Source organism: Microbacterium sp. ZW T5_45, from assembly GCF_044987415.1.
Taxonomy (GTDB): domain Bacteria; phylum Actinomycetota; class Actinomycetes; order Actinomycetales; family Microbacteriaceae; genus Microbacterium.
Genome location: NZ_JBJDRJ010000001.1, coordinates 46,658 through 70,824 on the forward strand (window position 1 = coordinate 46,658; position 24,167 = coordinate 70,824).

The following is a 24,167-nucleotide window of genomic DNA, read 5'->3' on the forward strand; positions in this document are numbered from 1 at the left end:
GACTAGGCTGATTGGGTGATCATCGGGACCGGAATCGACCTCGTCGACATTCCGCGGTTCGAGCGGACGATCGAGCGCACCCCGCGACTGCGACAGCGACTCTTCACCGAGAGCGAGCAGAAGCTGAGACTGCCCTCGCTCGCGGCCCGCTACGCCGCGAAGGAAGCCCTCATCAAGACTCTCGGCGGCTCGGACGGCGTGCACTGGACCGAGATCGAGGTGGCCTCGGCGGCCTCCGGCAAGCCGCACTTCGTCCTCACCGGCACCACGGCCCAGGTGGTGGAGGACCGCGGCATCACCACTCTGCACCTGACCCTCACCCACGACGCCGGCCTCGCCGCCGCGTTCGTCGTCGCCGAAGGAGACCCGCTGTGACCGCACCCTTCCGAGAGGCCACCGTCGACATCGATGCGATCGCCGACAACGTGCGGCACTTCCGCCGTCTCACCGGCGCGGAGGTCATCGCCGTCGTCAAGGCCGATGCCTACGGCCACGGTGCCGCCCACACCGCCGTCGCCGCGCTCGCCGGCGGTGCGACCCGCCTCGGCGTCGCCGAGATCCCTGAGGCCCTCGACCTGCGCCGCCAGGGGATCACCGCCCCGATCATGGCGTGGCTGCACGCTCCGGGCGAGCGCTTCGTGCAGGCCGCCGCCGAGAACATCGAACTCGGCATCTCGTCGTTCGACCAGCTCGAGGCCGCTGCGGCCGCGGCATCCGTCGACCGACCCGTCGCCGTGCACCTGAAGTTCGAGACCGGCCTGTCGCGCAACGGCATCGCCCCGAGCGACTGGGGGCGAGTGCTCGCCGAGGCCGCCCGCCTCGAGCGCATCGGACGCATCCGCGTCGTCGGGCTCTTCAGCCATCTCTCCAACACCACGCTCGACGACGATCGGGCGGCGCTCGCGAAGTTCGAGGACGGAGTCTCCGCCGCCGCGGCCGTCGGCATCCGTCCCGAGATCCGGCACCTCGCCGCCACGGCCGCCGCGATCGACCTCCCAGAGGCGAGGCTCGACGCGGTGCGCATCGGCATCGGCATCTATGGGCTCTCGCCCTTCGACGATCGCACCTCCGCCCACCTCGGACTGCGACCCGCCATGACACTTCGCGGCGCGATCGCCGCCGTGCGCCGGGTACCCGCGGGAACCGGCGTCTCGTACGGCTACGATCACCGCACCGACCGCGACACCACGCTCGTGCTGGTGCCGCTGGGCTATGCCGACGGCATCCCGCGGCACGCCTCCGGCCGCCTGCCCGTCTCGATCGCCGGGCGGCGGTTCACGAACGTGGGCCGCATCGCCATGGACCAGTTCGTCGTCGATGTGGGCGACACCCCCGTCTCGATCGGTGATGAGGTGGTGCTGTTCGGCGATCCGACGCTCGGCGTGCCATCGGCGCAGGAATGGGCGGATGCTGCGGGCACGATCGACTACGAGATCGTCACGCGCATCGGCGCGCGGGTGGCACGGAGGGCGTCATGAGCGTGCCCGAGGGCTTCCTCGGGCGTCGCGAGGTGGCGACGTCGGAGGAGATGGAGCGCATCGGACGGGAGATCGGCGCGCAGCTCGAAGCCGGCGATCTGCTGATCCTCACGGGTCCCCTCGGCGCGGGCAAGACGACGTTCACGCGCGGGCTGGCCGAGGGGCTTGGGGTGCGCGGTCCGGTGCAGAGTCCGACCTTCGTGATCGCCCGTACCCACCCGTCGCTCGTGGGACGGGCGCCGCTGGTTCACGTCGACGCCTACCGGCTCGGCTCGGGTGCGGAGCTCGACGACCTCGATCTCGAGCTCGATCGTTCGGTGGTGGTCGTCGAATGGGGCCGTGGCATGGCGGAGGACCTCGCCGACGCATGGTGGGACCTCGAACTCGAGCGTCCCGTCGGCGTCGGCGATGATCTCGATCCCTCGGATCTCGACTCCGATGCCCCGAGGATCCTCACGATCACCCGGGGCGGTGCCTGAGCCTCACTCCGGTCGGTGCAGGCCCATCCCTGCGAGGGTGGCGTCGACGTCGTAGCCGAACTCCTCGGCGGTGTCGAACTGCGCGGATGCCGCGACGGGATCGGCGGGAAGGCCGTCGTCCCCGGTGAGCAGCATGACTCCGGCGACGAACGCTGCGCGCGCGTTGCCAGACTCGCCGGCGCGGCGGTACCAGTCGACCGCGAGAGCCGCGTCCTTCGGCACTCCTCTGCCGGTCGCGTACATGCCGCCGAGGTTCGCCTGCGCTCGCGGACTCCCGAGTTCCGCGGCGCGGAAGGTCCACTGCTGCGCGGCGTCGGGGTCGGCGGGGACACCGTCTCCGGTGGCGTACAGGATGGTGAGCTCGAAGGCCGCTGCCGCGTCGCCGCGCGCCGCCGCCGCCTCGAAGAAGCGCGCAGCCGCCGTCGCGTCTGGTGCATAGCCGTACCCCTGATGCAGGAAGTAGCCGAGGAACAGCATGAGGCCGGCGTCCTCGGGCGACTGCGTGTGCAGTTCGCCGAGGCGGGTCGCCGCCGCGGTCGCGAGATGCTCGTCCCGCGCGAAGTACGCGGCTCGGATCCACCCCATCGCGCCCTCCGGCGATCCGAGCGCGTCCGCCCGGCGGTAGAGCTCGATCGCCGCCGGCACATCGCGCGCCGGAAACGGGGCCCACGGGGCGATGCTCCCGCGCTGGAACAGCAGCGCGAGCGTGAGCAGCGACGGGATGTGCCCCTGATCGCCGCCCGCGCGCAACGCGCGCACGAGCAGTTCGGGGGCATCGCCCGGCAGCAGGCCGATCGAGTGCTCGTTGCGCATGAACGCGTCGCGCAGCGCGATCGCGGCGTCGTGCAGCTGCTCACCGGTCGCGCCCGGTGTCCCGAGAGTGCGGACGACGTTCTGATAGCTGGTGACGGGCATCCTGTCACGATAGGGACGCAGACCGGAATATGGGAGTTCGACGTCCGGCGGCTCTCGACTCGCTCCCTTCAGGCGCCGACTACCCTGGAGAGGTGATCCTCGCCGTCGACACCTCCCTGGGCACCGCCGTCGCCCTCATCGATGCGGACGGCGCCCTTCGTGCGTCCGCATCCGCGACCGACCCGCTCGGTCATGCGGAGGTGATCGGCGACCTGCTCGCCACCGCGCTCGCCGAGGCGGGCGAGGGCGACATCACGCATGTCGTCGCGGGCATGGGGCCCGGGCCGTTCACGGGTCTGCGCATCGGCATCGCGGCTGCGAGGGCGTTCGCGCTCGGCCGCCGGATCCCGGTGATCCCGGTGCCGAGCCACCTGGCCGCCGCGCTCACCGAACAGGCCGCTCTGGCCGCGGCCGGGCGCAGCGACGAGACGTTCGCGATCGTCACCGATGCCCGGCGCCGCGAGGTCGCCGTCACCGTGTTCGCCGGGACGGATGCCGACGGCCTGCCGATCGTGCACGCCGACACGGTCCTCGTCCGCGCTGCCGATGCAGACGAGCATCTCGACGGCATCCGCCGCGTCGACGTCGTCACGCTCGATGCCGCCGACCTCGCGCGCGCGGGAGCGCGTGCTCTCGCGGCCGGAAAGACGCTGATGGGTGACGAGCCCCTGTACATGCGCCATCCGGACGTGGTCGTTCCCGGCGCCCCGAAGAAGGTGGGCTCGTGAGTCTCAGGCCGGCGACGGCGGCCGATCTTGGCGGGATCATGGCGATCGAGCACTCCTCGTTCCCGACCGATGCCTGGAGCGAGGAGTCGATGCGCGCCGAACTCGACAGCCCGCACAACGTCTACCTCGTTGACGACGACAGCGGCGCCCTGCGCGGGTACGGGGGAGTGCGCGCCCTGCGGGGCGGAGCGGATGCCGACATCCAGACGATCGCGTTCGACGCGCAGCATCGCGGGCGCGGACTCGGCCGTGCCCTGCTGCGAGCGCTGCTCGCCGCGGCATCCGATCGTGGTGCCCGCGAGGTGTTCCTCGAAGTGCGCGACGACAACCCCTCCGCTGCGGGGCTGTACCTCTCCGAGGGCTTCACTGAGATCGGGCGGCGCCCCCGCTACTATCAGCCGGACGACGTGGACGCGATCGTGATGCGCCTCGACCTGCGGGCCTGGCATGCGCAGCCTGTTTCCGCGCAGACGAACCGTGAGGAGCCCGACGCATGACCGCTGCACCCCTGGTCCTCGGGATCGAGACGAGCTGTGACGAGACCGGCATCGGAATCGTCCGCGGCCGCGAGCTGCTGTCGAACACGATCGCATCGAGCATGGAGGAGCACGCCCGCTACGGAGGCGTCGTCCCCGAGGTCGCGGCCCGTGCCCACCTCGAGGCCCTGCAGCCGTCGATCGACGCGGCCCTCGCCGAAGCCGGCGTCACCCTCGACGACCTCGACGCCGTGGCCGTCACGAGCGGGCCCGGGCTCGCCGGTGCGCTCATGGTCGGGGTCGGCGCGGCGAAGGGGCTGGCGGTCTCGCTGCAGAAACCGCTGTACGCCGTGAACCATCTCGTCGGCCACATCGCCGCCGACATCCTCACTCCCGACTCCGATCCGCTCGAGTATCCGACGGTCGCACTGCTCGTCTCCGGCGGGCACACCTCGCTGCTGCACGTGCGCGATCTGACCAGCGACGTCGAACTGCTCGGTGAGACCGTCGACGACGCGGCGGGAGAGGCCTTCGACAAGGTCGCCCGCCTGCTGTCGCTGCCCTACCCGGGCGGTCCCGAGATCGACAGGGCGGCGCTCGACGGCGACCCGAAATCGATCCGCTTCCCCCGAGGGCTGTCGAAGGCGTCCGACATGGCGGCGCACCGCTACGACTTCTCGTTCTCGGGCCTGAAGACCGCGGTGGCACGCTGGGTCGAGCGCTGCGAGGCCGACGGCGTGGAGGTACCAGTGGCCGATGTCGCCGCGAGCTTCCGTGAGGCGGTCGTCGACGTGCTCGTGACGAAGGCGCTCGCGGCGTGCGCGGACCTCGGCGTCCCGCGCCTGCTCCTGGGCGGTGGAGTGATCGCCAACCGGCGGCTGCGCGAGGTCGCTCTGGCCCGTGCCGCCGACGCTGGAGTCACGGTGCGCATCCCCCCGTTGTCGCTGTGCACCGACAACGGCGCCATGATCGCCGCTCTCGCCGCCGAACTGATCGCGTCGGGGCGCCAGCCGTCGACGCTCGCCTTCGGAGCCGACTCCACTCTGCCTGTGACGGAGATCCAAGTGGCGGAGAGTCAGGTGCTGGAGACCCAGGAGCCGGAGCGGGCATGACGACACAGGGCGGGGGGCCCGATCCGCAGATCGAGGAGCCGAGCGGCGAGGTCGAACGCCCCGCCCGCCCCGCCAAGCTGCCCGGTGCTCGTCGTGACGGATACACCTCGTTGCCCACGGGGCCGGTCGGCATCGACCCCGTGATCGCCCGAGGCCCCCAGCTCGACGACGCGGGGGAGTGGGAGCCGGCCGCGCCGCCGGAGCCGGTCGACGACGTTCGGCTCGCCCCGTGGGCGCTGCTGGCGGCCATCGTCGCGCTCGGAGCATCGTTCTTCGTGGGCTGGGTGATCCCGGTCGCGATCGTCGCCGTGATCTCGGCGATCATGTCGCTGCGGAGACCCGTCGAGAGTCGAGCCATCGCGGTGTGGGCTCTCGTTCTCGGGCTCATCGCGACGCTCTACAGCGTCGGCTGGCTCGTGTGGGCCGGAATGCTGTTCGAACGGGTGGGATGACGGATGCTCGAGACCGATGCGCTCGCGGAGCTGCGGGCGCTGCAGCGCAAGGCCTACGGTCGCGACGGTGCCCTGACCGCAGCCGACTCCGCGCGTCTGACAGAGCTCGAGTCCGCACGCACTGCCGCGTCGCAGGAACTGAGTGCGGCATCGACGGAGGAGAACACCGCGTCGGGAGGAGCACCCGCCGCAGATCTTCCGCCCGAGCGTGAGAACTCCGCCCGGGAGAATGCCGAGGAGTCCGAAGTCGCGGCCTCGCGCGAGCACGATGCCGGATCGGATCCCGAGGACTCGGTGGACGCGGATTCGGATGCCGCGCCCGACACGACCTCGTGGCGCGTGCTGCTCCGCCGCAGCTGGAAGCCCGTCGCTGCAGCATCCGCTCTGCTCCTGGCCATCGGCATCGGCGCGGGTTGGATGCTGTTCGCCCCGAAGGGCGACGACATCCCTCTGAGCTCCGCCGAAGCGGAGCGGCGCAGCGAACTGTCGAGCGGCGGGATCTACGATCCGGGATCCGTGCGGGCGATCGGACGCGACGACGACGCTCTGGTCTGGACCGCGACGAAGAGCGGCCCCGATCAGGTGTGCCTGATCCTCGACGTGGGGGAGCGTTCGCAGGCGGGCTGTGCGGATCCGGACTTCGACGTCAACATGGGCGGACTGAACGCGAGTCTGTCGGTCGAGGATCCGGATGCCGTCGAGGGAGGGACGTTCGGCGGCGAGATGGTGAATGCGTCCGGAGTGCGGGCGGCGAACGGTGAACTGGTCGTGGTGATCCAGCGCTGGAACTACGACAGCTCGTTCCTCTCGCAGTTCGAGGGGGCAGAGCGGGACCGGGCCGAGGCGCTCATCGACGAGGGTTACGAGCAGGGGCTTTCGATCCTCGGCTACTTCCGGAACGAGCCGGTGTGGTTCGCGCAGAGGTTCGATGACGACGCGGCGACCGCAGAGCGATGCCTGATCGTCGATGCCATCAGCGACGTCGGCAGCTGTGCGCCCGATGACGGCGACTACAGCTCCACCCTGGGGGTGACGACGGCGGACACCGACGGGACGGCGGCCAGCGTCGAGGTGGCCTTCACCCAGTGGGGCTCTCCGTATCTCACTATCACCGAGGGGCTCACGTCAGGGACCGGTGTGGTGACCGACACGCAGACGGGCGATCCGATCGAGATCGGGACACCGAACACTGACCCCGACGACTGAGCGCCGTGCGCGGTCAGGCGGCGGCCGACACCCGATCGGCGAGGATCGCCAGGCGGTCGTTCCCGATGCGCGCGAGGATCAGCGTCGCCGCGGCATCGCCCTTCAACTTCAGCTTCTTCCGGAACGCGGCCGGATCGATGTCGACCCCGCGCTTCTTGATCTCCACCGTGCCGATGCCCTCGCGCACGAGGACCGCGCGGATCGCCTTCGGATTCGCGGCCATCGTCTCGCGTACCCGGAACGACTGGACGAACGGGCTCGTGAGCGCGGCATCCGAGGTCAGATAGGCGATGCGCTCGTCGAGCATCCCGGCCTCCAGGCTGCGCGCCACGTCTCCGATCAACCGAGCCCTGATCACCGCGCCGTCGGGCTCGTGCAGGAAGGCGCCCAGCTCACGCACGGGCGCATCCTCGGCGTCCGCGGCTGCGGTCAGCTCCCACGAGCGCTCGCCGCGGATCACCAGGGCGGCCCGGCGCACGCCCTCGCGCGCGAGGGCTCTGCTCCAGACCACCAGCTCGACGACGCTGCCGTCCGCACTGACCCACTGGGCCTCGACGTCGTCGGGAAGCGCGTCGCGGTCGTGGGCCGGGCCGAGCTTGATGCCCGTCGGAGTCCGAGCCGCGACATCGAAGGCCCAGTCCAGCGAGGGAGAGTAGTCGTCGGCGGACACGCGCCGGGTCTCGCTGTGCCCTGACGTGCGGCGCGCAGGATCCATCCACACGGCGCCGCCCGGCTCGAGGCCGCCGAAGGCCGCTTCCGCCGTGGCATGCCGCACCTCGGCGCCGAACGGCGCGAGGTTGAAGCCGGCGATCGCTGCGGTGACCTCATCGGCGTCGACGGCGAGCACGTCGAGCCCCGCTCCGGCGAACGCTAGGGCGTCTCCACCGATACCGCTGCCGAGGTCGGCGACGCGCGCGAACCCGGCGCTGCGGATGCGCTGCGCATGGCGGGCGGCGACGCCGAGTCGGGTCGCCTGCTCGAGCCCTGCGCGGGTGAAGAGCATCCGCCCGGCGAAATCGCCGAACTTCGCGGTGGCCCTGACCCGCAGCCGCGCCTGTCCGACGACGGCCGAGACGAGATCAGGGGAGTAGCCGGCGGCACGGAGCCTCGAGACCGCGGCGGCGACCTCAGCGGTGGAATCGATCGGCCCCACGGCGTCGAGCAGGTCGAGCCCCTCAGGGGTGAGCAGGGCGCGCAGCTCGGACATCTCCACACGCCCAGCTTAGGCGCGCGCGATGTGACGCGCGGCTGGCACTCGCATTGCGTGAGTGCCAGCCGACCGCATAGACTGGATTAGCACTCTCGGGTTGAGAGTGCGAACACAAGTCTTTCGTGTCAGCGTCAAGAAAGAAGAGGTAGACCGTGTCGGTTTCCATCAAGCCGCTCGAGGACCGCATCGTCATCAAGCAGGTCGAGGCCGAGCAGACCACCGCGAGTGGCCTGGTCATCCCCGACACCGCCAAGGAGAAGCCCCAGGAGGGCGAGGTCGTGGCCGTGGGTCCCGGCCGCATCGACGACAACGGCAACCGCGTCCCGCTCGACGTCGCCGTCGGCGACCGCGTGCTCTACAGCAAGTACGGCGGCACCGAGGTGAAGTTCGGTGCGGACGAGTTCCTCGTCCTGTCGGCGCGCGACGTCCTGGCGGTCGTCGTCCGCTGATCCAGCGCGATATCGGGAAGGGCCCGGATGCTTCGGCATCCGGGCCCTTCATCGTTCCCGCATCCTCATCGACGAGGCCGTTCCGAGATGCAGGCCGGACGACCGGCATCCGATTCCTGCCATTCCCTCGCCCGCGAGCGGGGGCGTCGCGCAGCCGGGCATAGGGTTGTGCGGTGACCCCCGACGCCCCCGCCCGCAGCAGCCAGCCCGCCGGCATCGCCTACGCCGGCAGTGCCTATCTGCTCTGGGGCTTCCTGCCCCTCTACTTCATCCTGTTGGTGCCGACCGGCCCCTGGGAGGTCGTCGCCTGGCGGGTCCTGATGTCCTTCCTCTTCTGCGTCCTGCTGCTCTCGATCACCCGCGGCTGGAGGACGCTCGGCGCGATCATCCGCCAACCCAAGCTGCTCGGGCTCACGGCGCTCGCAGGCCTGCTCATCTACGTCAACTGGCAGGTCTTCCTCATCGGAACGCTCTCCGGCAACGTCGTGGAGACGAGCCTCGGCTACTTCATCAACCCGATCGCCACGGTGATCCTCGGCGTCCTCGTGCTCAAGGAACGCCTGCGCAGGCTGCAATGGGTGGCCATCGGCATCGCCGCGGTCGCCGTCACGGTCATCATCGCGTTCTACGGGAAGTTCCCGTGGATCGCACTGAGCCTGACCGCGTCCTTCGCGATCTACGGACTCATCAAGAAGCAGATCGGCCCCGCCGTCGACGCGATCAGCGGGCTCACGCTGGAGTCGTTCTGGCTGATCCCGATCGCCGTCGTGCAGCTCATCATCGTCGCGACGACCCCTGCGGGCATCACGATGGGGCAGAACGGGGCCGTGCACACCATCCTGCTGCTCGTCGTCGGAGTCGCGACCGCGGTGCCGCTGCTGCTCTTCGCCGCCGGGGCGCGCCGTGCGGATCTGACGGTGGTGGGAATGCTCCAGTTCATCGCCCCGATACTGCAGTTCATCCTCGGCGTGTTCGTGCTGCACGAGGCGATGCCGCCGGCTCGATGGATCGGATTCGTGCTCGTCTGGATCGCGATCATCGTCTTCGTGATCGACGTCGTCCTCGTCGCACGACGGGGAAGGGCGAAGGTCGAGTACGAGCCCGTCTGAGCAGGATCGCTCCCCGTCAGGATCGTTAGCGCACTGAAACCTCCGCGAAACCTGTCGCGTTCTAGGGTTAGAGCACTCGATCGTGGACGTGGACCTTCGTCCACGTTCCGTTACGTAAGGGAGCAACATGAATGCACTGAAGGGCTCGCGCGCCGCGAAGGTCTTCGCGGGAATCGCGCTTGTCAGCGCATCCGCACTCGTGCTCGCCGGCTGCAGCAGCACGCCGTCGGACTCGTCCACCGGTGACTCGGGAGGCTCGTCGGGAGCCGACCTCACCCTCAAGCTCGGATCACTGCTGCCGCAGACCGGGTCGCTGGCCTTCCTCGGCCCGCCCATGGAGTCCGGCGTCGGACTCGCGGTTCAGGAGATCAACGACGCGGATGCCGGAATCACCATCGACCTCACCGCCGAGGACGAGGGCGACACCGACACCAAGGCGTACGAGACGTCGATCACCAAGCTCCAGGGCGCCGGCGTCACAGCGATCGTCGGTGCGGCGGCATCCGGTGTCTCGAAGCTGATCCTCGACGGCAACGTCGCCGCGGGCATCCTGCAGATCTCGGCATCGAACACGTCGCCGGACTTCACCGACTGGGATGATGACGGACTCTACTTCCGCACCGCCCCGAGCGACCTGCTCCAGGGAGAGGTGCTGGGCAACCTGATCGCCGAGGACGGCGCGAAGTCGCTGGGCATCATCTACCAGAACGACGCCTACGGCACCGGACTGGACGCCGCGATCAAGTCGACGTTCGAGAGCACCGGTGGCGAGGTCGTCGCCGAGGCATCCTTCAACGTCGGTGACGCGCAGTTCGACGCCCAGGTGGCGACCATCGCCGCGGCGAACCCCGACGCGGTCGCGATCGTGTCGTTCGAGCAGTTCAAGACCATCGCTCCGCTGCTCGTCAACGCGGGTGTCTCGGCTGACAAGTTCTACATGGTCGACGGCAACCTGTCCGACTACGGTGACGAGCTGCCGGTCTCGCTCGAGGGCGCACAGGGCACGAAGGCCGGCCCCGCGCTCGCCGACGACTTCACCGAGCGTCTGCAGACGTTCTGGACCGGTGAGGGCAACGCCGAGGTCAAGGACTTCACCTACGCCGGTGAGGCCTATGACGCGGTCGTCCTCGTCGCTCTGGCGTCGCTCGCCGCCGGCTCGACCGAGGGTGCGGACATCGCGGCCAAGATGCAGGAGGTGTCGGGCGGTTCGGGCGACGGTGAGAAGTGCACGACGTTCGCCGACTGCGCGAAGATCATCAACGACGGCGGCACGGCCGACTACGACGGCTACTCCGGCGACGTGACCTTCGACGAGAACGGCGACCCCCAGGGCGCCTCGATCGGCATCTACAAGTACGGCGCCGACAACACCATCACCCGCGAGAACTGACACGGTTCACGACGGCCCCGGATGCGCGCATCCGGGGCCGTCGTCGTGTTCGCGGGCGTCCGCTGCGCGTCGTGTCTGGAGGGCGCGGCATCCGCATCGGTATCCGCATCCGTTTCCGTCGCCCATCCGCCGACGCCCCCGCCGGCCTACGACGCCCCTGCTGAGTCACGTAACTCAGCGGGGGCGTGGTAGGCCAGCGGGGGCGCGGGTGGGGCGTGAGAGTTCAGCGGAGCGTGGCGGGCGCGGCGAGATCCTCAGCCCGGCGGACGGATGCCGAACGTGCGGAGCCGAGCTCCCAGAGCATCCGCCGACGCGATATCGGTTGAGTCCCACCGCACCGTGCGCCAGCCGGTCACGCCACGGATCGCGTCCTCTCTACGCTTCTCCGCCAGCACGACCTCCTCGGCGCTCCGATCTGCGCGCAGTTCGTCGTCGATGTACTTGCCTTTACCGTCGAACTCGCCGAAGCAGCGCGCTCGCGGGAATCCGAAGTCGAGCCAGTAGTCCTCTCCTTCCGGGCCGACGACGTGGACCTGAAGTTCGGGTCGCATGAACCCGAGTCTGGCCAGCTGGAGGCGACTGACGCTCTCGCCGGGGAGTTGCGCGCGGCCGTCGGCGAACTCGATGATTTCGCGTGCCTTCCTGATGCCGCGAGCGTGCGACTTCGCCGCACGCTCCGTGAGCCGGGCGATCCAGGCCGCCGCGGCATCGGCATCCTGAACATGCCCCGTGACCGCTTCGGCTCGCAGCGCGGCGTCCGCTGCGGAGAGCGATGTCTCCGCTGGCGTCGTTCGGGCGAGATCGAGCAGGGTGCGGTCGAGCGACGTGCATCGGATGCCGTCGACCACGATGACGTCACTCGGGTCGAGAGCCACGTTGTGCCAGACCACGCCGGCAACTGTGCGGCCGTGACGTGACCCGGATATCACCGTGTGGACGCCCGTCGGCCGGAACCTCCAGAGCGGCAGACCATGGAGCACCGCTGCGGATGGCCCCCAGAACACCGGTCCCGGCTCCGCACAGTTGAGCTGAGTGGCGACGACCTCGACGAGATGTCGTCCCTCGCCCCACAGCTGGATCCAGTCGGAGTTCCAGACGTAGCGCCCGTTCCGGACGCGACGCAGGATGCCGTCGCGCACGAGGTTCTCGATGTCGCGCTCTGAGAGCCCGCGTTCGAGGAGGTCGGCCCGCGTCTCGAGCAACCCCTTCGCCTCGGTGAGATCGACTGTTCTTCTCGGCATCCGCCGATCTTCGTCGGTGCGGCGGCGCCGTGCGCGTTCTCCACAGGCCGCGTGGGTGTGTCGGGAGATCCGCGCACTGTGGACGGCCGGTCGCACTGCCCCGTCGCCCGTCCGCACGTCGACGCCCTCGCCTGCACGTCGACGCCCCCGCCTGCCTACGACGCCCCCGCTGATTCACGTGAATCAGCAGGGGCGTCGTAGCCCAGCAGGGGCGTCGGCGAACAGGTATGCGCGGGTGCGAGTGGGGTGGATGAGGGAAGGGAACGAGCGGCGCTCAGGCGGCGTCGGTGCCCAGCGTGCCGAGGTACAGCCCGATGACCTTCGGATCGTTCAGCAGGTCGCGCCCCGACCCCTCGTACGCGTCCTTGCCCTGGTCGAGCACATAGCCGCGGTCGCAGATCTGCAGGCAGCGGCGGGCGTTCTGCTCGACCATGATCGTCGTGACGCCCGCCTTGTTGATGTCCGAGACGCGGATGAACGCATCGTCCTGCCGCACGGGGGAGAGGCCTGCCGAGGGCTCGTCGAGCAGCAGCACCGACGGGTCCATCATGAGCGCGCGCGACATCGCCACCATCTGGCGCTCGCCGCCCGAGAGAGATCCGGCGCGCTGCTTGAGCCGCTTGCCGAGCTCCGCGAAGATGCTCGTGACGAACTCCAGTCGTTCCGCGAAGATCTTCGGATTCTGGAAGAGCCCCATCTGCAGGTTCTCCTCGATCGACAGCGAGGGGAACACATTGTTCGTCTGCGGCACGAACGCGACACCACGGCGGACGAGCTTGTCGGCCTTGAGACCGACGATGCTCTCGCCGTTCACGGTGATGTCGCCGCTGCGCACGTTGACCATGCCGAAGATCGACTTCAGCAGCGTCGACTTGCCGGCCCCGTTCGGGCCGATGATGCCGATCAGCTCGCCCTGACGGGCGACGAGACTCGCACCGTTGAGGATGTTGACGCCGGGCAGATAGCCCGCGTGCACATCGGTCAGCTCGACGACGACGCGGTCCTCGGGAGAGGCGGGTGACGCCGGGGTGGCCGGGATGTTCTCGCTCATGCGTCGCCCTTTCGCGAAGAGTCGTCGTCGTCCGTGAAGACCTCGGCTTCGGCCTCCGCCTCGATCTGCTCGCGCAGTCTCACAGCAGCGGTGTCGGCGAGCACGGGAACCCGGCCCGTCACGGCTCCGAGGTCGACGTCCTGGTGCGCGCCGAGGTACGCGTCGACGACCGCGGGGTCCTCCATCACGTCCTCCGGCGGCCCCTCGGCGACGACCTTGCCCTCGGCCATCACGACGACCCAGTCCGCGATGTGGCGGACCATGTGCATGTCGTGCTCGACGAAGAGGACGGTCATGCCCTGCTCCTTGAGGTCGAGGATGTGGTCGAGCAGCGACTGCGTCAGCGCCGGGTTGACCCCGGCCATCGGCTCGTCGAGCATCACGAGCGTCGGGTCGCTCATCAGCGCCCGCGCCATCTCGAGCAGCTTGCGCTGTCCACCGGAGAGTGCTGCGGCGAAGTCCTGCTCCTTGGCGTCGAGCTTGAACCGCGTGAGCAGTTCCTTCGCCTTGGTCTCGATCTCGGCATCCTGTGTGCGCCAGAGGAAGGGGAACAGACTCGACCAGAATCCTTCGCCGCGCTGACCGGGTGCTCCGAGTTTCATGTTCTCGAGCACGGTGAGCAGCGACAGCGACTTGGTCAGCTGGAACGTGCGGACCTGACCCATGCGGGCCACCTTGAACGACGGAACGCCCGCGATGTTGGTGCCGTCGAACGACCAGGCCCCGCTGTTGGGCTTGTCGAAGCCGCAGAGCAGGTTGAACAGCGTCGTCTTGCCCGCGCCGTTCGGTCCGATCAGTGCGGTGATCGCCCCCCGCGGGATCTCGACGTGATCGACATCGACCGCGGTCAGACCGCCGAAGCGGCGCTGCACGGCGTCGACGACGAGGATCGGGTCGACCTTCGCGACACCGGGTGCCGCCGGACCCTTGGCGAGGCCTGTCGTCTTCGGGCGGCGGATGCTCCCGGTCGACGGTGCCGCGGACTCGGGGTTCAATTCACTTGACAAAGGTCATCTCCCTCTTGTCGCCCAGAATGCCCTGAGGGCGGAAGATCACGAGCAGCATGAGCGCGATGCCGACGAACACGAAGACGAGCGTCGAAGCCTGGCTGTCGGTCATCGGCAGGACGCCGTTCTTGGCCATGCTCGGCAGCAGGTTCGCGAGGAACGCGAACACCACCCAGAACAGCACCGCACCGAGCGTCGGCCCGAAGACCGTGGCCGCACCGCCGAGCAGCAGGATCGTCCACAGGAAGAACGTCAGCGAGGTCGTGTAGCTGCCGGGCACCACGGCCGACGGCAGGACGAACACGATGCCTCCGGCCGCGCCGATCACACCGCCGACCATGAGCGCCTGCATCTTGTATGCGAAGACGTTCTTGCCGAGCGAGCGCACCGCGTCCTCGTCCTCGCGGATGCCCTTGAGCACGCGTCCCCACGGGCTGCGCATGAGCGCCCAGACGAGCAGGATCGCGACGGCGAGCAGGATGATGCCGAAGACACGGTTCCACAGGTCGTCTGCCGTGTATGTCCACGGGCCGAAGCCGTAGGTGCCGTCGGGGAAGGGGTTCGCATCGCGGAAGCCGCCGTTGTACTGCGCGAGACCGTCAGCCGAGTTCGTGTACTCGTCGAACAGTTGCGTGGTGAACAGCAGACGCACGATCTCTCCGGCCGCGATCGTCGCGATCGCGAGGTAGTCGGCTCGCAATCGCAGGGTCGGGATGCCGAGGAGCACGGCGAACGCCGCACCGCCGATGAGGCCGATGAGCATGCCGAGCCACCACGGGAGCCCGAACGAGAGCACCGAGATCGCGTAGCCGTATCCACCGACGGCCATGAACGCCGCCATGCCGAAGTTCAGCAGACCCGCATACCCGAAGTGCACGGCGAGACCAGTGGCCGCCAGCGCGTAGGCGATCGTGACCGGGCTGAACAGGTAGACCGCGGTGTTGGAGAAGATGCTTCCGAAGTCCATCGTCAGCCCAACCTTTCCCTGCGCCCCAGCAGACCCTGCGGCCTGACGAGAAGGATGATGATGAGCACGACCAGGGCGCTCGCGTACTTCAGATCCGAGGGGATCCAGAGAGTGGACACCTCGACGGCGATGCCGATGATCAGCGATCCGATGAAGGCGCCGAAAGCCGTGCCCAGGCCACCGAGCGTGATGGCGGCGAACATCAGCAGCAGCATCTGCCCGCCCATGTCCCACTTCACGCCCGGCCGGAAGTAAGCCCAGAGGATGCCGGAGATCGCGGCGAGTACGCCGGCGAGGATCCAGACGACCCTGATCACGCGGTCGACGTCGATGCCGGATGCCGCGGCGAGCTGCGGATTGTCGGAGATGGCGCGGGTCGCCTTGCCGATGCGGGTCCGCGTGAGGAAGAACGCGACACCGAGGATCGCGATGATGCTGACGCCCATCGCGATCAGGTCGATGTAGGAGAGCGAGATCGGTCCGAATTGGATCGGCGTGGGGCTCGCCCCCGGCAGCTGCTGGGTGCCGCCGCCGATGAAGTACTGGAAGACGTAACGCAGAGCGAGCGAGAGACCGATGCTGACGATCATCAGCTGCACGGTGCCGAGCCCGCGACGCCGAAGGGGTCGCCAGATGCCGGCATCCATTCCCCAGCCGAGCAATCCGCCGCCGATCACTGCCGCGGCGATGCCGGCCCAGAGCGGAAGGTGCCACATCGTCGTGGTGACGAGGGCGACGAGGCCGCCCCAGGTCACCATCTCGGCGTGCGAGAAGTTCGACAGTCGCGTCGTGCCGTAGATCAGTGCGGCGCCCATCGAGGCGAGAGCGAGGAGCAGGCCGAAATTCAATCCGCCGACCAGCCGCGATGTCAGCTGATCGATGAACGACGTCGTGATCCGCTCGCCCTCCCCGAGGAAGAGGTTCATGATCTTCGTGCCGGTGAGGCCGAACTCGACCTCGAAGGAGGCTGTCGTTCCGGAGATCGGTTGAGTGCCCTCCGGAAGCTGAGCCGCATCGACGATGACTCCGTCGGGCAGGGTCTCCTCGTCGACGGTCAGTGTGTAGGTCTCCTTCTCCGGGACGTAGAGGCGCCACTTGCCCTCGGCATCCGTCTCCGTCTCGCCCTCGAAGCCCTTGCCCTCGATCGTCATGACGACGCCTTCGACGGGTTGGTCGTCGAAGGTGATCACGCCGGCGAAGTAGAAGTCGGTGATCTCCTGGCCGTCATCCGTCTCTTCGGCCGAGGCCGAGGAGGGTGCCTGCATCCAGAGAAAAGCGAGGGCGAGCAGCGAAGCGAGCAGGGCGACAGCCCACCGCCTCACGGGTCGCGTCGCCGGGATCGTCGGACTCACAGAACCTCCCAGTCCAGTACACAGACGACGACAGGGTTGTTCATCGGCCTTGATGTACGACGCTATGAGCGTAATGTGTCGAGTCTGTTTCGGCCAAGGCACGATCTGCTCACGGTGAGAACGTTCCCACGAACATCGACGCCCTGTGGTCTCCTGCGGCCCCGCATCTCGGCGTCCCACGGGAATTTCCCGCTCCCTCCCGCGTTTAGAATTGGTACACCTTCTCCCCAGACCCGCCCCCAGGAGGACGATCAATGGAACAGCACGACCCCTTCGGCTTCGTCGGACTCACCTACGACGACGTGCTGCTCCTTCCGGGGCACACCGACGTGATCCCCAGCGAGGCGGACACCTCCTCGCGGATCACCCGCCGCATCTCGGTCGCGACCCCGCTGCTCTCCAGCGCGATGGACACCGTCACCGAGTCGCGCATGGCCATCGCAATGGCGCGCGAGGGCGGCATCGGCATCCTGCACCGCAACCTCTCGATCGCCGATCAGGCCGCGCACGTCGACCGCGTGAAGCGCAGCGAGTCGGGCATGATCACCGACCCGATCACGACGACGCCGGACGCCACGGTCGAGGAGGTCGACGCGCTGTGCGCGAAGTACCGCATCTCGGGTCTGCCGGTCGTCGACCCCGACGGTCGCCTGGTGGGCATCATCACCAACCGTGACATGCGCTTCGTCTCGGGCTTCGAGCGCCAGTCGACGTTCGTCAAGGACGTCATGACGAGCGAGAACCTCGTCACCGCTCCGGTGGGCGTCGCCGCCGGCGAGGTCATCGCACTGTTCGCGAAGCACCGCGTCGAGAAGCTGCCCCTCATCGACGAGGACGGCCGACTCGCCGGGCTCATCACGATCAAGGACTTCGATAAGAGCGAGAAGTACCCGCTCGCCACCAAGGACGAGCAGGGCCGCCTGCGCGTCGGCGCCGCCATCGGGTTCTTCGGCGACGCTTGGGAGCGCGCCGAGGCTCTGCGCGACGCGGGTGTCGACGTGCTCGTGGTCGACACGGCCAACGGCCAGTCCCAGGGTGTCATCGACCTCGTGCAGCGGCTGAAGGCGGACGAGTCGTTCGCCCACATCGACATCATCGGCGGCAACGTCGCGACCCGCGAGGGTGCGCAGGCGCTCATCGACGCGGGTGTCGACGCCGTCAAGGTCGGCGTCGGTCCCGGCTCCATCTGCACGACTCGCGTGGTCGCGGGGGTGGGCGTGCCGCAGGTCACCGCGGTGTACGAGGCATCGCTCGCCGCTCGCCCGGCCGGCGTCCCGGTGATCGCCGACGGCGGTCTGCAGTACTCGGGCGATATCGCCAAGGCACTGGTCGCCGGTGCGGATGCCGTGATGCTGGGCTCTCTTCTCGCCGGCACCGACGAGTCTCCGGGCGAGATCGTCTTCCAGTCGGGCAAGCAGTTCAAGCAGTACCGCGGAATGGGTTCGCTCGGTGCGATGCAGACGCGTGGCAAGCAGACCTCGTACTCGAAGGACCGCTACTTCCAGGCCGACGTCCCCAGCGACGACAAGCTCATCCCCGAGGGCATCGAGGGCCAGGTCCCGTATCGCGGTCCGCTCGCGGCGGTCGCCTACCAGCTCGTCGGCGGCCTGCGTCAGTCGATGTTCTACGTCGGCGCACGCACGATCGAGGAGCTCAAGACCCGCGGCAAGTTCGTCCGCATCACCTCGGCGGGCCTCAAGGAGTCGCACCCGCACGACGTGCAGATCGTGGTCGAGGCACCGAACTACAAGAAGTGATCTGACCTGATCCCGGAGGGGACGGATGCTGCGGCATCCGTCCCCTCCGTCGTGCAGGGAGGACGGCCCAGGGGACTCAGGGGTTGGGGGATGGAGAGAACCGGCCTACCCTGTGCAGCATGTGCCGCAACATCGTCCCGCTGAACAACTTCGAACCGGCCGCGACCGACGAGGAGTGCCACGACGCCGCACTGCAGTTCGTGCGCAAGATCGCCGGCACCACCAAGCCGTCGCGCGCGAACCAGGAGGTCTTCGACCAGGCCGTCGCCGAGATCGCCAGGGCCACGCGGATGCTCGTCGACGGACTGGTCACCACGGCGCCGCCGAAGATCCGCGAGGACGAGGCGGCCAAGCGCAAGGCGCGGTCGGCCGAGCGCTACGAGGCGATCCGCATCTACCAGGAGGAGAAGCGCGCCGCGAGGGCGTCGTCGTGATCGCCGGCCCCTGATCCGCAGACGCAGGAGGGGACGGATGTCGCAGCATCCGTCCCCTCCAGCACGAAACTCAGAGGGCGAGCACCGGTTCCTCCGCCGCAGACTCGGCGGGGACAGAGGTCGTCGATCTGCCGGAAGGGAGCCACAGCGCGATGACGGTCGCCGCGAGCACTACGGCCGCTCCCGTGAACACCGCGGGCTTGGCCGCGTCGACGTAGAGGTCGGGAGTGAGCTGGCCGCCCGCACCGACGAAGATGGCGGTCATCACCGCGGTGCCGAGCGCGACGCCGAGTTCGCGGACCGTCGAGTTCACGCCGGACGCCTTCGCATGGTCGACGAGTCCGAGCGTCGCGAGCAGAGCCGTGGCCGACGGCGCGAAGACGAGGCCCATACCGACGCCCGCGAGGATGAACGGGGCGATGAGGTTCGGATACGCCAGGTCGGGAGCGGTGATCTGCGCGATCCAGGCGAGCGCGACGCCCTGCAGAAGAAGCCCGGGCACGAGCAGCGCCCGCGTGCCGACGCGGGGCGCGATCATGCCGGCGAGCGGGGCGACGAACATCGGGGCGAGTGTCCACGGCGTGGTCTGCACCGCGGCCTCCAGCGGGGTCGCGCCCTGCACGACCTGCAGGTACTGGATGAGGATGAACACCGAACCGAACGTGCCGAAGCTGAAGGCGAAGCCGATCACGTTCGTGATCGAGAAGGAGCGGTCACGGAACAGCCGTAGCGGCACGAGCGGTGCCTTCGCCCGCATCTGCCAGAGCACGAAGGCGGTGAGCAGCACCGTGCCGAGCACGAGCTCGACGATGACGCCGAGGGAGTCCCAGCCGTCGTCGTTGCCTCGGACGATCGCGTGGACGAGAGCGAGGACTCCGGATGCGGCGAGCAGTGCCCCGGGGATGTCGATGCGGGAGCGCGCACCGAAGTCGTTGCGCAGCACGAGCAGAGCGAGCGGGATCGCGATGATCGCGACGGGGATGTTGATCCAGAAGATCGCCTGCCAGTTCCAGCCCTCCATGATGGATCCGCCGACCAGCGGCCCGACGGCGACGCCGAGTCCGGAGACACCGCCCCAGATGCCGATCGCGAGGGGGCGACGGGAGACGGGCACGGCTCCGGTCAGCAGCGCGAGGGAGAGGGGCATCACCGCGGCGGCGCCGAGACCCTGGACGGCTCGCGCGGCGATCAGCTGACCGGGGTCGGAGCTGAGGGCGGCGAACAGAGAGCCCACGCCGAAGAGGGCGACGCCCAGCGTGAACACGGTGCGGCGGCCGAACCTGTCGCCGAGAGCGGAGGCGATGAGGATCGCACCGGCGAACGCGAGGGCGTACGCGTTGACGAACCACTGCAACTCCTCGACGCTCGCCCCCATCTCCCGGTGCAGCACCGGCAGAGCGTTCGTCATGACGAGGTTGTCGAGCGTCGCCATGAACATCGGCAGGGATGTCGCTGCGATGACGAGCGCGACCGGTCGACGCCTGATCGCGGAGGTGGGCTGAGACATGAGGCTCCAGTTGTAATTGGATGATTACTTGTTCACCAGAAATGTAGTAATCGAATGATTACAAAGTCAAGTCATTCGCTGATAGCCTTTCGACATGACCTCAGCTGCGGCATCCGACGTCCGCGTCGACGACCCCGGCAGGCGACTCTCCTCGGAGGAGCGCCGCGCGCAGATCGTGCTGGCTGCCCTCGCGGTGTTCGGCGCGCGCGGCTACGAGGGCGCCAAGACCGATGAGATCGCCAGAGCAGCCGGGGTGAGTCAGCCGTATGTCGTCCGACTGTTCGGCTCGAAGGAGAGCCTCTTCCTCGCCGCGGTGGAGGAGGCTCTCGCTCGACTGCTGACGTCGTTCCGGGCGGCCCTCGTCCGCGAGGACGACGACGCCACCGCGGGCAAGCGCATCGGCGAGGCCTACGTCGACCTCATCGAGGTGCGCGGGCTGCACCAGACACTGGCGCACTCCTATCTGCTCGGCAGCCACCCCGTGATCGGGCCCGCGGCCCGCCGCGGGTTCGCGCGGGTCTGGCGCTTCTTCCGCGACGAGGTGGGGTTGGATGCCGACGAGGCGAGGGCCTTCTTCGCGGAGGGCATGCTCATCAGCACCATGATCGGGCTCCGCATCGTAGACGACTACGGCTCCGACCCGCAGATCACCGAGCTGTTCCGCTCGTGCTTCCCCAGCGAACTCCCGCACGTGCTGGACGTGCTCCCGCGCGGCGCGGAGCGCTGGTAGCGGGAGCCGAGCCGGTCGCTCGGGGCCCGGCATCGATTCTGATAGCCTGGTCGGCTCGCTGTCCGCGGGCGGAAGGATGGCCGCGCACCGTGGGCTACATCGATGTCTCGGGCGTCTCGCTGACGCTCCCCGACGGCAGACCGCTTCTCGACGACGTCACGTTCCGCGTCGGGGCCGGGTCGACCAGTGCCCTGATCGGGCCGAACGGAGCGGGGAAGACGACGCTGCTGCGCATCATCCGCGACGATCTGGCACCGGACGCCGGTGTCGTCACGATCGACGGCGGTCTCGGAGTGATGGACCAGTTCGTCGGACACGGCGAGGTCGGGCAGACCGTCCACGAACTGCTCGTCGGCGTCGCTCCGCGGCGGATCCGCGCCGCGGCCGAGGCGCTCGAAGCCGCCGAGAACGCGCTGATCGAGCGGGACGAGCACGACACGCAGATGGCGTACGCCGCAGCCATCTCGGAGTACGCGGATGCCGGCGGCTACGAGCACGAGACGGTCTGGGACCAGTGCACCGTGGCCGCGCTCGGAGTGCCGTTCGAGCGCGCCAGATTTCGGGAGCTCACCACCCTCTCCGGCGGCGAGCAGAAGCGCCTGGCGCTCGAGGCGCTCCTGCGCGGTCCTGACCAGGTGCTGCTGCTCGACGAGCCGGACAACTATCTCGACGTGCCGGCGAAGCGCTGGCTCGAGGATCAGCTGCGTCAGACCCCGAAGACGGTGCTGCTCGTCTCGCACGACCGCGAGCTCCTCGCCCGAGCAGCCGACCGCCTCATCACACTCGAACCCGGCGGGGCGGGCGCCTCCGCCTGGGTGCATGGCGGCGGCTTCGCGACGTACCACCAGGCACGCAGCGATCGGATGGATCGCCTCGACGAGCTGCGACGGAGGTGGGACGAGCAGCACGAGAAGCTGCGGATCCTCGTCGCGACGCTCAAGGTCAAGGCATCCGCCAACGACGGCTTCGCCTCTCGCTATCAGGCCGCGCAGACACGGCTGCGGAGGTTCGAGGACGCCGGGCCGCCGGAGGAGCGTCCACCCGCACAGGAATTCGACATGCGTCTTCGCGGAGCGCGCACGGGCAAGCGCGCCGTCGTCGCGACGGATCTCGAGCTCACCGGGCTCATGCGTCCATTCGATCTGGAGGTGTGGTTCGGCGACAGAGTGGCGGTGCTGGGCTCGAACGGATCCGGTAAGTCGCACTTCCTCCGGCTGCTCGCGAGAGGCGGCTCCGATCCCGATCCGGCGCTCGGGCACGTCACATCGACGGGGGAGCAGCTCGCAGCGGTAGAGCACTCGGGCTCAGCGGCGCTCGGCGCTCGAGTGGTGCCGGGACTGTTCGCCCAGACGCATGCGCACCCGGAGTTCCTCGGGCGCACGCTGCTCGAGATCCTGCACCGCGGCGACGAACGCCGAGCGGGCCTGCCCCGTGACGCGGCGAGCTCGGCGCTGGACCGTTATGGTCTCGTCCGCCAGGCGCAGCAGAACTTCGACTCGCTGTCCGGTGGGCAGCAGGCCCGTTTCCAGGTGCTGCTGCTCGAGCTGTCGGGAGCGACGCTGCTGCTGCTGGATGAACCGACCGACAACCTCGACCTGGAGTCGGCGGAGGCGCTCGAGGACGCACTGACGCGATTCGACGGCACGGTGCTCGCGGTCACCCACGATCGCTGGTTCGCAAGGTCGTTCGACAGGTTCCTGGTCTTCGGCGCCGACGGAGAGGTCTACGAGTCCGACGCCCCGGTCTGGACGGAGAGCCGCGTCGCGCGGGCGCGGTGAGCGGCGACGCGAGTCGAAACGGGGGTGCGCGTCCGGTCGTTGAGCGAGCGAAGCGAGACGAAACGGTGGGACCGGTGGGTGCGCGTCCGGTCGTTGAGCGAGCGAAGCGAGACGAAACGGGGTGACGATGAGTGCGCGTCCGGTCGTTGAGCGCCCTTCGTCTCGTCGCTGCGCTCCTCGCTCAGGAACCGCGAAGCGAGACGAAACGAGGGAACTCGATCAGCGGAGACGGAACGGTTCGGCGGCCCCGGCGCGCGGGTCCAGGGCGAGGTCGGCGAGCACGGCCCCCACACCGGGTGCGAACTTGAATCCGTGACCGGAGAAGCCCGCCCCGACGACCAGCCGGCCCACCCGATCGAGCACGAAGGTCGAATCGTCGGTCGACGTGTACGTGCAGCTGATCGGCGTCGCGGATGCCGGAACGAGCCCCGGCATCCATTCCCGCACGTAGTCGGCGAGCTCGCCGACGAAGGTCGGCCGATGCGGGCGAGCATCCGGATCCACCTCATCGCCCACGAGGTGGAATCCGACCTTGATCCCCTCGCCGGGAGTGGGCATCCCGTACACGGTCGCCGGGTACCGATCCGGATCCGTGTAGTGGTTGAACGACGGCCAGGCATCCGTCCCGGTCGGGCGGAAATGCGCGGGGGTCTCCTCGGTCACGGTGAGCCGGGGGAGCGCGATCGACGACAGCAGCCGCGAGGTCCAGGCGCCGACGGTCACGACCGCCGTGTCGGCGCGGACCGTTCCGGTCGGCAGCGTCAGAACGACGCCCCGGTCCGCGTCCTCGATCGCCGAGATCGGCGTCTCCCAGCGGACCTCACCACCGCCCGCGACGATGCGCCGCTCGAGCTCGCCGAGTGCCGCGGACGCCCTGGCGACTCCGGCATCCGGCGAGAACAGGACATCGCTCGAGAACCGCATCCCGCTCCAGCGCGCTGCGGCGTCCGCGGGCGAGAGGAGGGATGCCGGGATCCCGCGGTCGCCGAGCGCGCCGGCGATCCGCTCCACATCGACGTGCCCGTGCGTGACGAGCCCATGCAGGCGCAGGAGCGGCTCGCCGTCGACCGAGCCCAGTGCGTCCCAGCCCGCCCGAGCCCGCACCAGCAGGTCGAGGTAGTGGTCCTCGGAGTATGCGTTGTTGAAGTTGCGGGTGGCGCCGTGGGACGCGCCCTCGTGGTGGCCGCGGGCGAACCTCTCGAAGACGACGGGACGATGTCCGCGGCGGGTGAGTTCCCATGCCGTGGCGAGTCCCATCACGCCGCCGCCGATCACGGCGATCTCGATCGCGTCCACTGGCATCAGTCCTCCCGGGGTCACGACCAGTCTTCCAGCCCTC

General features: G+C 68.9%; 24 protein-coding genes. 15 read left to right on the forward strand and 9 right to left on the reverse strand.

Going from position 1 to position 24,167, the window contains the following annotated elements; genetic code table 11:
- Positions 1–15 precede the first annotated feature (15 nt).
- Genes ACI3KS_RS00235 through tsaE form a run of 3 tightly spaced genes read left to right on the forward strand, consistent with a single transcriptional unit; the run spans position 16 to position 1,957 of the window.
- Positions 16–375: a holo-ACP synthase gene (locus ACI3KS_RS00235; RefSeq protein ID WP_404913979.1), complete on the forward strand. Its 360-nt coding sequence runs from the start codon at positions 16–18 to the stop codon at positions 373–375.
- A complete protein-coding gene (gene alr, locus ACI3KS_RS00240; RefSeq protein WP_404913981.1) occupies positions 372–1,478 on the forward strand; it encodes an alanine racemase in 1,107 nt (368 codons plus the stop codon). The genes ACI3KS_RS00235 and alr overlap by 4 nt, the downstream gene beginning before the upstream one ends.
- Positions 1,475–1,957 (forward strand): tRNA (adenosine(37)-N6)-threonylcarbamoyltransferase complex ATPase subunit type 1 TsaE, encoded by a 483-nt coding sequence (tsaE, locus tag ACI3KS_RS00245; protein WP_404913983.1) that lies wholly within the window; start codon positions 1,475–1,477, stop codon positions 1,955–1,957. The genes alr and tsaE overlap by 4 nt, the downstream gene beginning before the upstream one ends.
- 3 nt (positions 1,958–1,960) lie before the next feature.
- Here the strand turns inward: tsaE and ACI3KS_RS00250 are convergent, their stop codons facing one another.
- Positions 1,961–2,872, reverse strand: a complete 912-nt coding sequence (locus tag ACI3KS_RS00250) for a hypothetical protein (RefSeq protein ID WP_404913985.1) — start codon at positions 2,870–2,872, stop codon at positions 1,961–1,963.
- A 92-nt stretch (positions 2,873–2,964) separates the two neighbouring features.
- On the opposite strand from ACI3KS_RS00250, the gene tsaB reads away from it, so the two are divergent.
- Genes tsaB through ACI3KS_RS00275 form a run of 5 tightly spaced genes read left to right on the forward strand, consistent with a single transcriptional unit; the run spans position 2,965 to position 6,846 of the window.
- A complete protein-coding gene (tsaB, locus tag ACI3KS_RS00255; RefSeq protein ID WP_404913987.1) occupies positions 2,965–3,600 on the forward strand; it encodes a tRNA (adenosine(37)-N6)-threonylcarbamoyltransferase complex dimerization subunit type 1 TsaB in 636 nt (211 codons plus the stop codon).
- Positions 3,597–4,097, forward strand: a complete 501-nt coding sequence (gene rimI, locus ACI3KS_RS00260) for a ribosomal protein S18-alanine N-acetyltransferase (protein ID WP_404913989.1) — start codon at positions 3,597–3,599, stop codon at positions 4,095–4,097. Before tsaB ends, rimI begins: the two co-directional genes overlap by 4 nt.
- Positions 4,094–5,188, forward strand: coding sequence for a tRNA (adenosine(37)-N6)-threonylcarbamoyltransferase complex transferase subunit TsaD (tsaD, locus tag ACI3KS_RS00265; protein WP_404913991.1), 1,095 nt, complete (start codon positions 4,094–4,096; stop codon positions 5,186–5,188). The genes rimI and tsaD overlap by 4 nt, the downstream gene beginning before the upstream one ends.
- On the forward strand, positions 5,185–5,640 hold the full coding sequence (locus tag ACI3KS_RS00270) for a hypothetical protein (protein WP_404913993.1): 456 nt from the start codon (positions 5,185–5,187) through the stop codon (positions 5,638–5,640). Before tsaD ends, ACI3KS_RS00270 begins: the two co-directional genes overlap by 4 nt.
- A gap of 3 nt (positions 5,641–5,643) precedes the next feature.
- The gene (locus ACI3KS_RS00275; protein WP_404913995.1) at positions 5,644–6,846 is read left to right on the forward strand and encodes a hypothetical protein; all 1,203 of its coding nucleotides are present in this window, start codon (positions 5,644–5,646) and stop codon (positions 6,844–6,846) included.
- Between the two features lie 13 nt (positions 6,847–6,859).
- On the opposite strand, the gene ACI3KS_RS00280 is transcribed toward ACI3KS_RS00275, so the two are convergent.
- Entirely contained in the window at positions 6,860–8,059 is a 1,200-nt protein-coding gene (locus ACI3KS_RS00280; RefSeq protein WP_404913997.1) for a THUMP-like domain-containing protein, read from the reverse strand.
- Between the two features lie 149 nt (positions 8,060–8,208).
- Between ACI3KS_RS00280 and groES the strand changes: the two genes are divergently transcribed.
- The 3 genes from groES to ACI3KS_RS00295 all read left to right on the forward strand — a co-directional run bounded on the left by groES (position 8,209) and on the right by ACI3KS_RS00295 (position 11,004).
- The gene (gene groES / locus ACI3KS_RS00285) at positions 8,209–8,505 is read left to right on the forward strand and encodes a co-chaperone GroES (protein WP_017203655.1); all 297 of its coding nucleotides are present in this window, start codon (positions 8,209–8,211) and stop codon (positions 8,503–8,505) included.
- A gap of 173 nt (positions 8,506–8,678) precedes the next feature.
- Positions 8,679–9,614 carry an EamA family transporter RarD gene (gene rarD / locus ACI3KS_RS00290; protein WP_404913998.1) on the forward strand — a complete coding sequence of 312 codons (936 nt, stop codon included), beginning with the start codon at positions 8,679–8,681 and terminating at the stop codon, positions 9,612–9,614.
- A 127-nt stretch (positions 9,615–9,741) separates the two neighbouring features.
- Positions 9,742–11,004 (forward strand): ABC transporter substrate-binding protein, encoded by a 1,263-nt coding sequence (locus ACI3KS_RS00295; RefSeq protein ID WP_404914000.1) that lies wholly within the window; start codon positions 9,742–9,744, stop codon positions 11,002–11,004.
- A 254-nt stretch (positions 11,005–11,258) separates the two neighbouring features.
- On the opposite strand, the gene ACI3KS_RS00300 is transcribed toward ACI3KS_RS00295, so the two are convergent.
- From ACI3KS_RS00300 to ACI3KS_RS00320, 5 genes are all read right to left on the reverse strand, one after another.
- Positions 11,259–12,245 (reverse strand): hypothetical protein, encoded by a 987-nt coding sequence (locus ACI3KS_RS00300; RefSeq protein WP_404914002.1) that lies wholly within the window; start codon positions 12,243–12,245, stop codon positions 11,259–11,261.
- 274 nt (positions 12,246–12,519) lie between these two features.
- Positions 12,520–13,296, reverse strand: coding sequence for an ABC transporter ATP-binding protein (locus ACI3KS_RS00305; protein ID WP_404914004.1), 777 nt, complete (start codon positions 13,294–13,296; stop codon positions 12,520–12,522).
- A complete protein-coding gene (locus ACI3KS_RS00310) occupies positions 13,293–14,255 on the reverse strand; it encodes an ABC transporter ATP-binding protein (protein WP_404914300.1) in 963 nt (320 codons plus the stop codon). The genes ACI3KS_RS00305 and ACI3KS_RS00310 overlap by 4 nt, the downstream gene beginning before the upstream one ends.
- Before the next feature lie 37 nt (positions 14,256–14,292).
- Positions 14,293–15,270 carry a branched-chain amino acid ABC transporter permease gene (locus tag ACI3KS_RS00315; RefSeq protein ID WP_404914006.1) on the reverse strand — a complete coding sequence of 326 codons (978 nt, stop codon included), beginning with the start codon at positions 15,268–15,270 and terminating at the stop codon, positions 14,293–14,295.
- A gap of 2 nt (positions 15,271–15,272) precedes the next feature.
- Positions 15,273–16,622 (reverse strand): ABC transporter permease subunit, encoded by a 1,350-nt coding sequence (locus ACI3KS_RS00320; RefSeq protein WP_404914008.1) that lies wholly within the window; start codon positions 16,620–16,622, stop codon positions 15,273–15,275.
- A gap of 254 nt (positions 16,623–16,876) precedes the next feature.
- Between ACI3KS_RS00320 and guaB the strand changes: the two genes are divergently transcribed.
- Entirely contained in the window at positions 16,877–18,379 is a 1,503-nt protein-coding gene (gene guaB, locus ACI3KS_RS00325; RefSeq protein ID WP_404914010.1) for an IMP dehydrogenase, read from the forward strand.
- Between the two features lie 119 nt (positions 18,380–18,498).
- Positions 18,499–18,813 carry a DUF2277 domain-containing protein gene (locus ACI3KS_RS00330; RefSeq protein ID WP_404914012.1) on the forward strand — a complete coding sequence of 105 codons (315 nt, stop codon included), beginning with the start codon at positions 18,499–18,501 and terminating at the stop codon, positions 18,811–18,813.
- 70 nt (positions 18,814–18,883) lie between these two features.
- Here ACI3KS_RS00330 and ACI3KS_RS00335 read toward each other — a convergent pair whose 3' ends face one another.
- Positions 18,884–20,320, reverse strand: coding sequence for a DHA2 family efflux MFS transporter permease subunit (locus ACI3KS_RS00335; protein ID WP_404914014.1), 1,437 nt, complete (start codon positions 20,318–20,320; stop codon positions 18,884–18,886).
- A 94-nt stretch (positions 20,321–20,414) separates the two neighbouring features.
- Here ACI3KS_RS00335 and ACI3KS_RS00340 point away from each other — a divergent pair, with 94 nt between their 5' ends.
- On the forward strand, positions 20,415–21,050 hold the full coding sequence (locus tag ACI3KS_RS00340) for a TetR/AcrR family transcriptional regulator (protein ID WP_404914016.1): 636 nt from the start codon (positions 20,415–20,417) through the stop codon (positions 21,048–21,050).
- A gap of 89 nt (positions 21,051–21,139) precedes the next feature.
- A complete protein-coding gene (locus ACI3KS_RS00345) occupies positions 21,140–22,828 on the forward strand; it encodes an ABC-F family ATP-binding cassette domain-containing protein (protein WP_404914018.1) in 1,689 nt (562 codons plus the stop codon).
- 219 nt (positions 22,829–23,047) lie between these two features.
- On the opposite strand, the gene ACI3KS_RS00350 is transcribed toward ACI3KS_RS00345, so the two are convergent.
- Positions 23,048–24,130 carry an FAD-dependent oxidoreductase gene (locus ACI3KS_RS00350; protein WP_404914020.1) on the reverse strand — a complete coding sequence of 361 codons (1,083 nt, stop codon included), beginning with the start codon at positions 24,128–24,130 and terminating at the stop codon, positions 23,048–23,050.
- Positions 24,131–24,167: the final 37 nt, after the last annotated feature.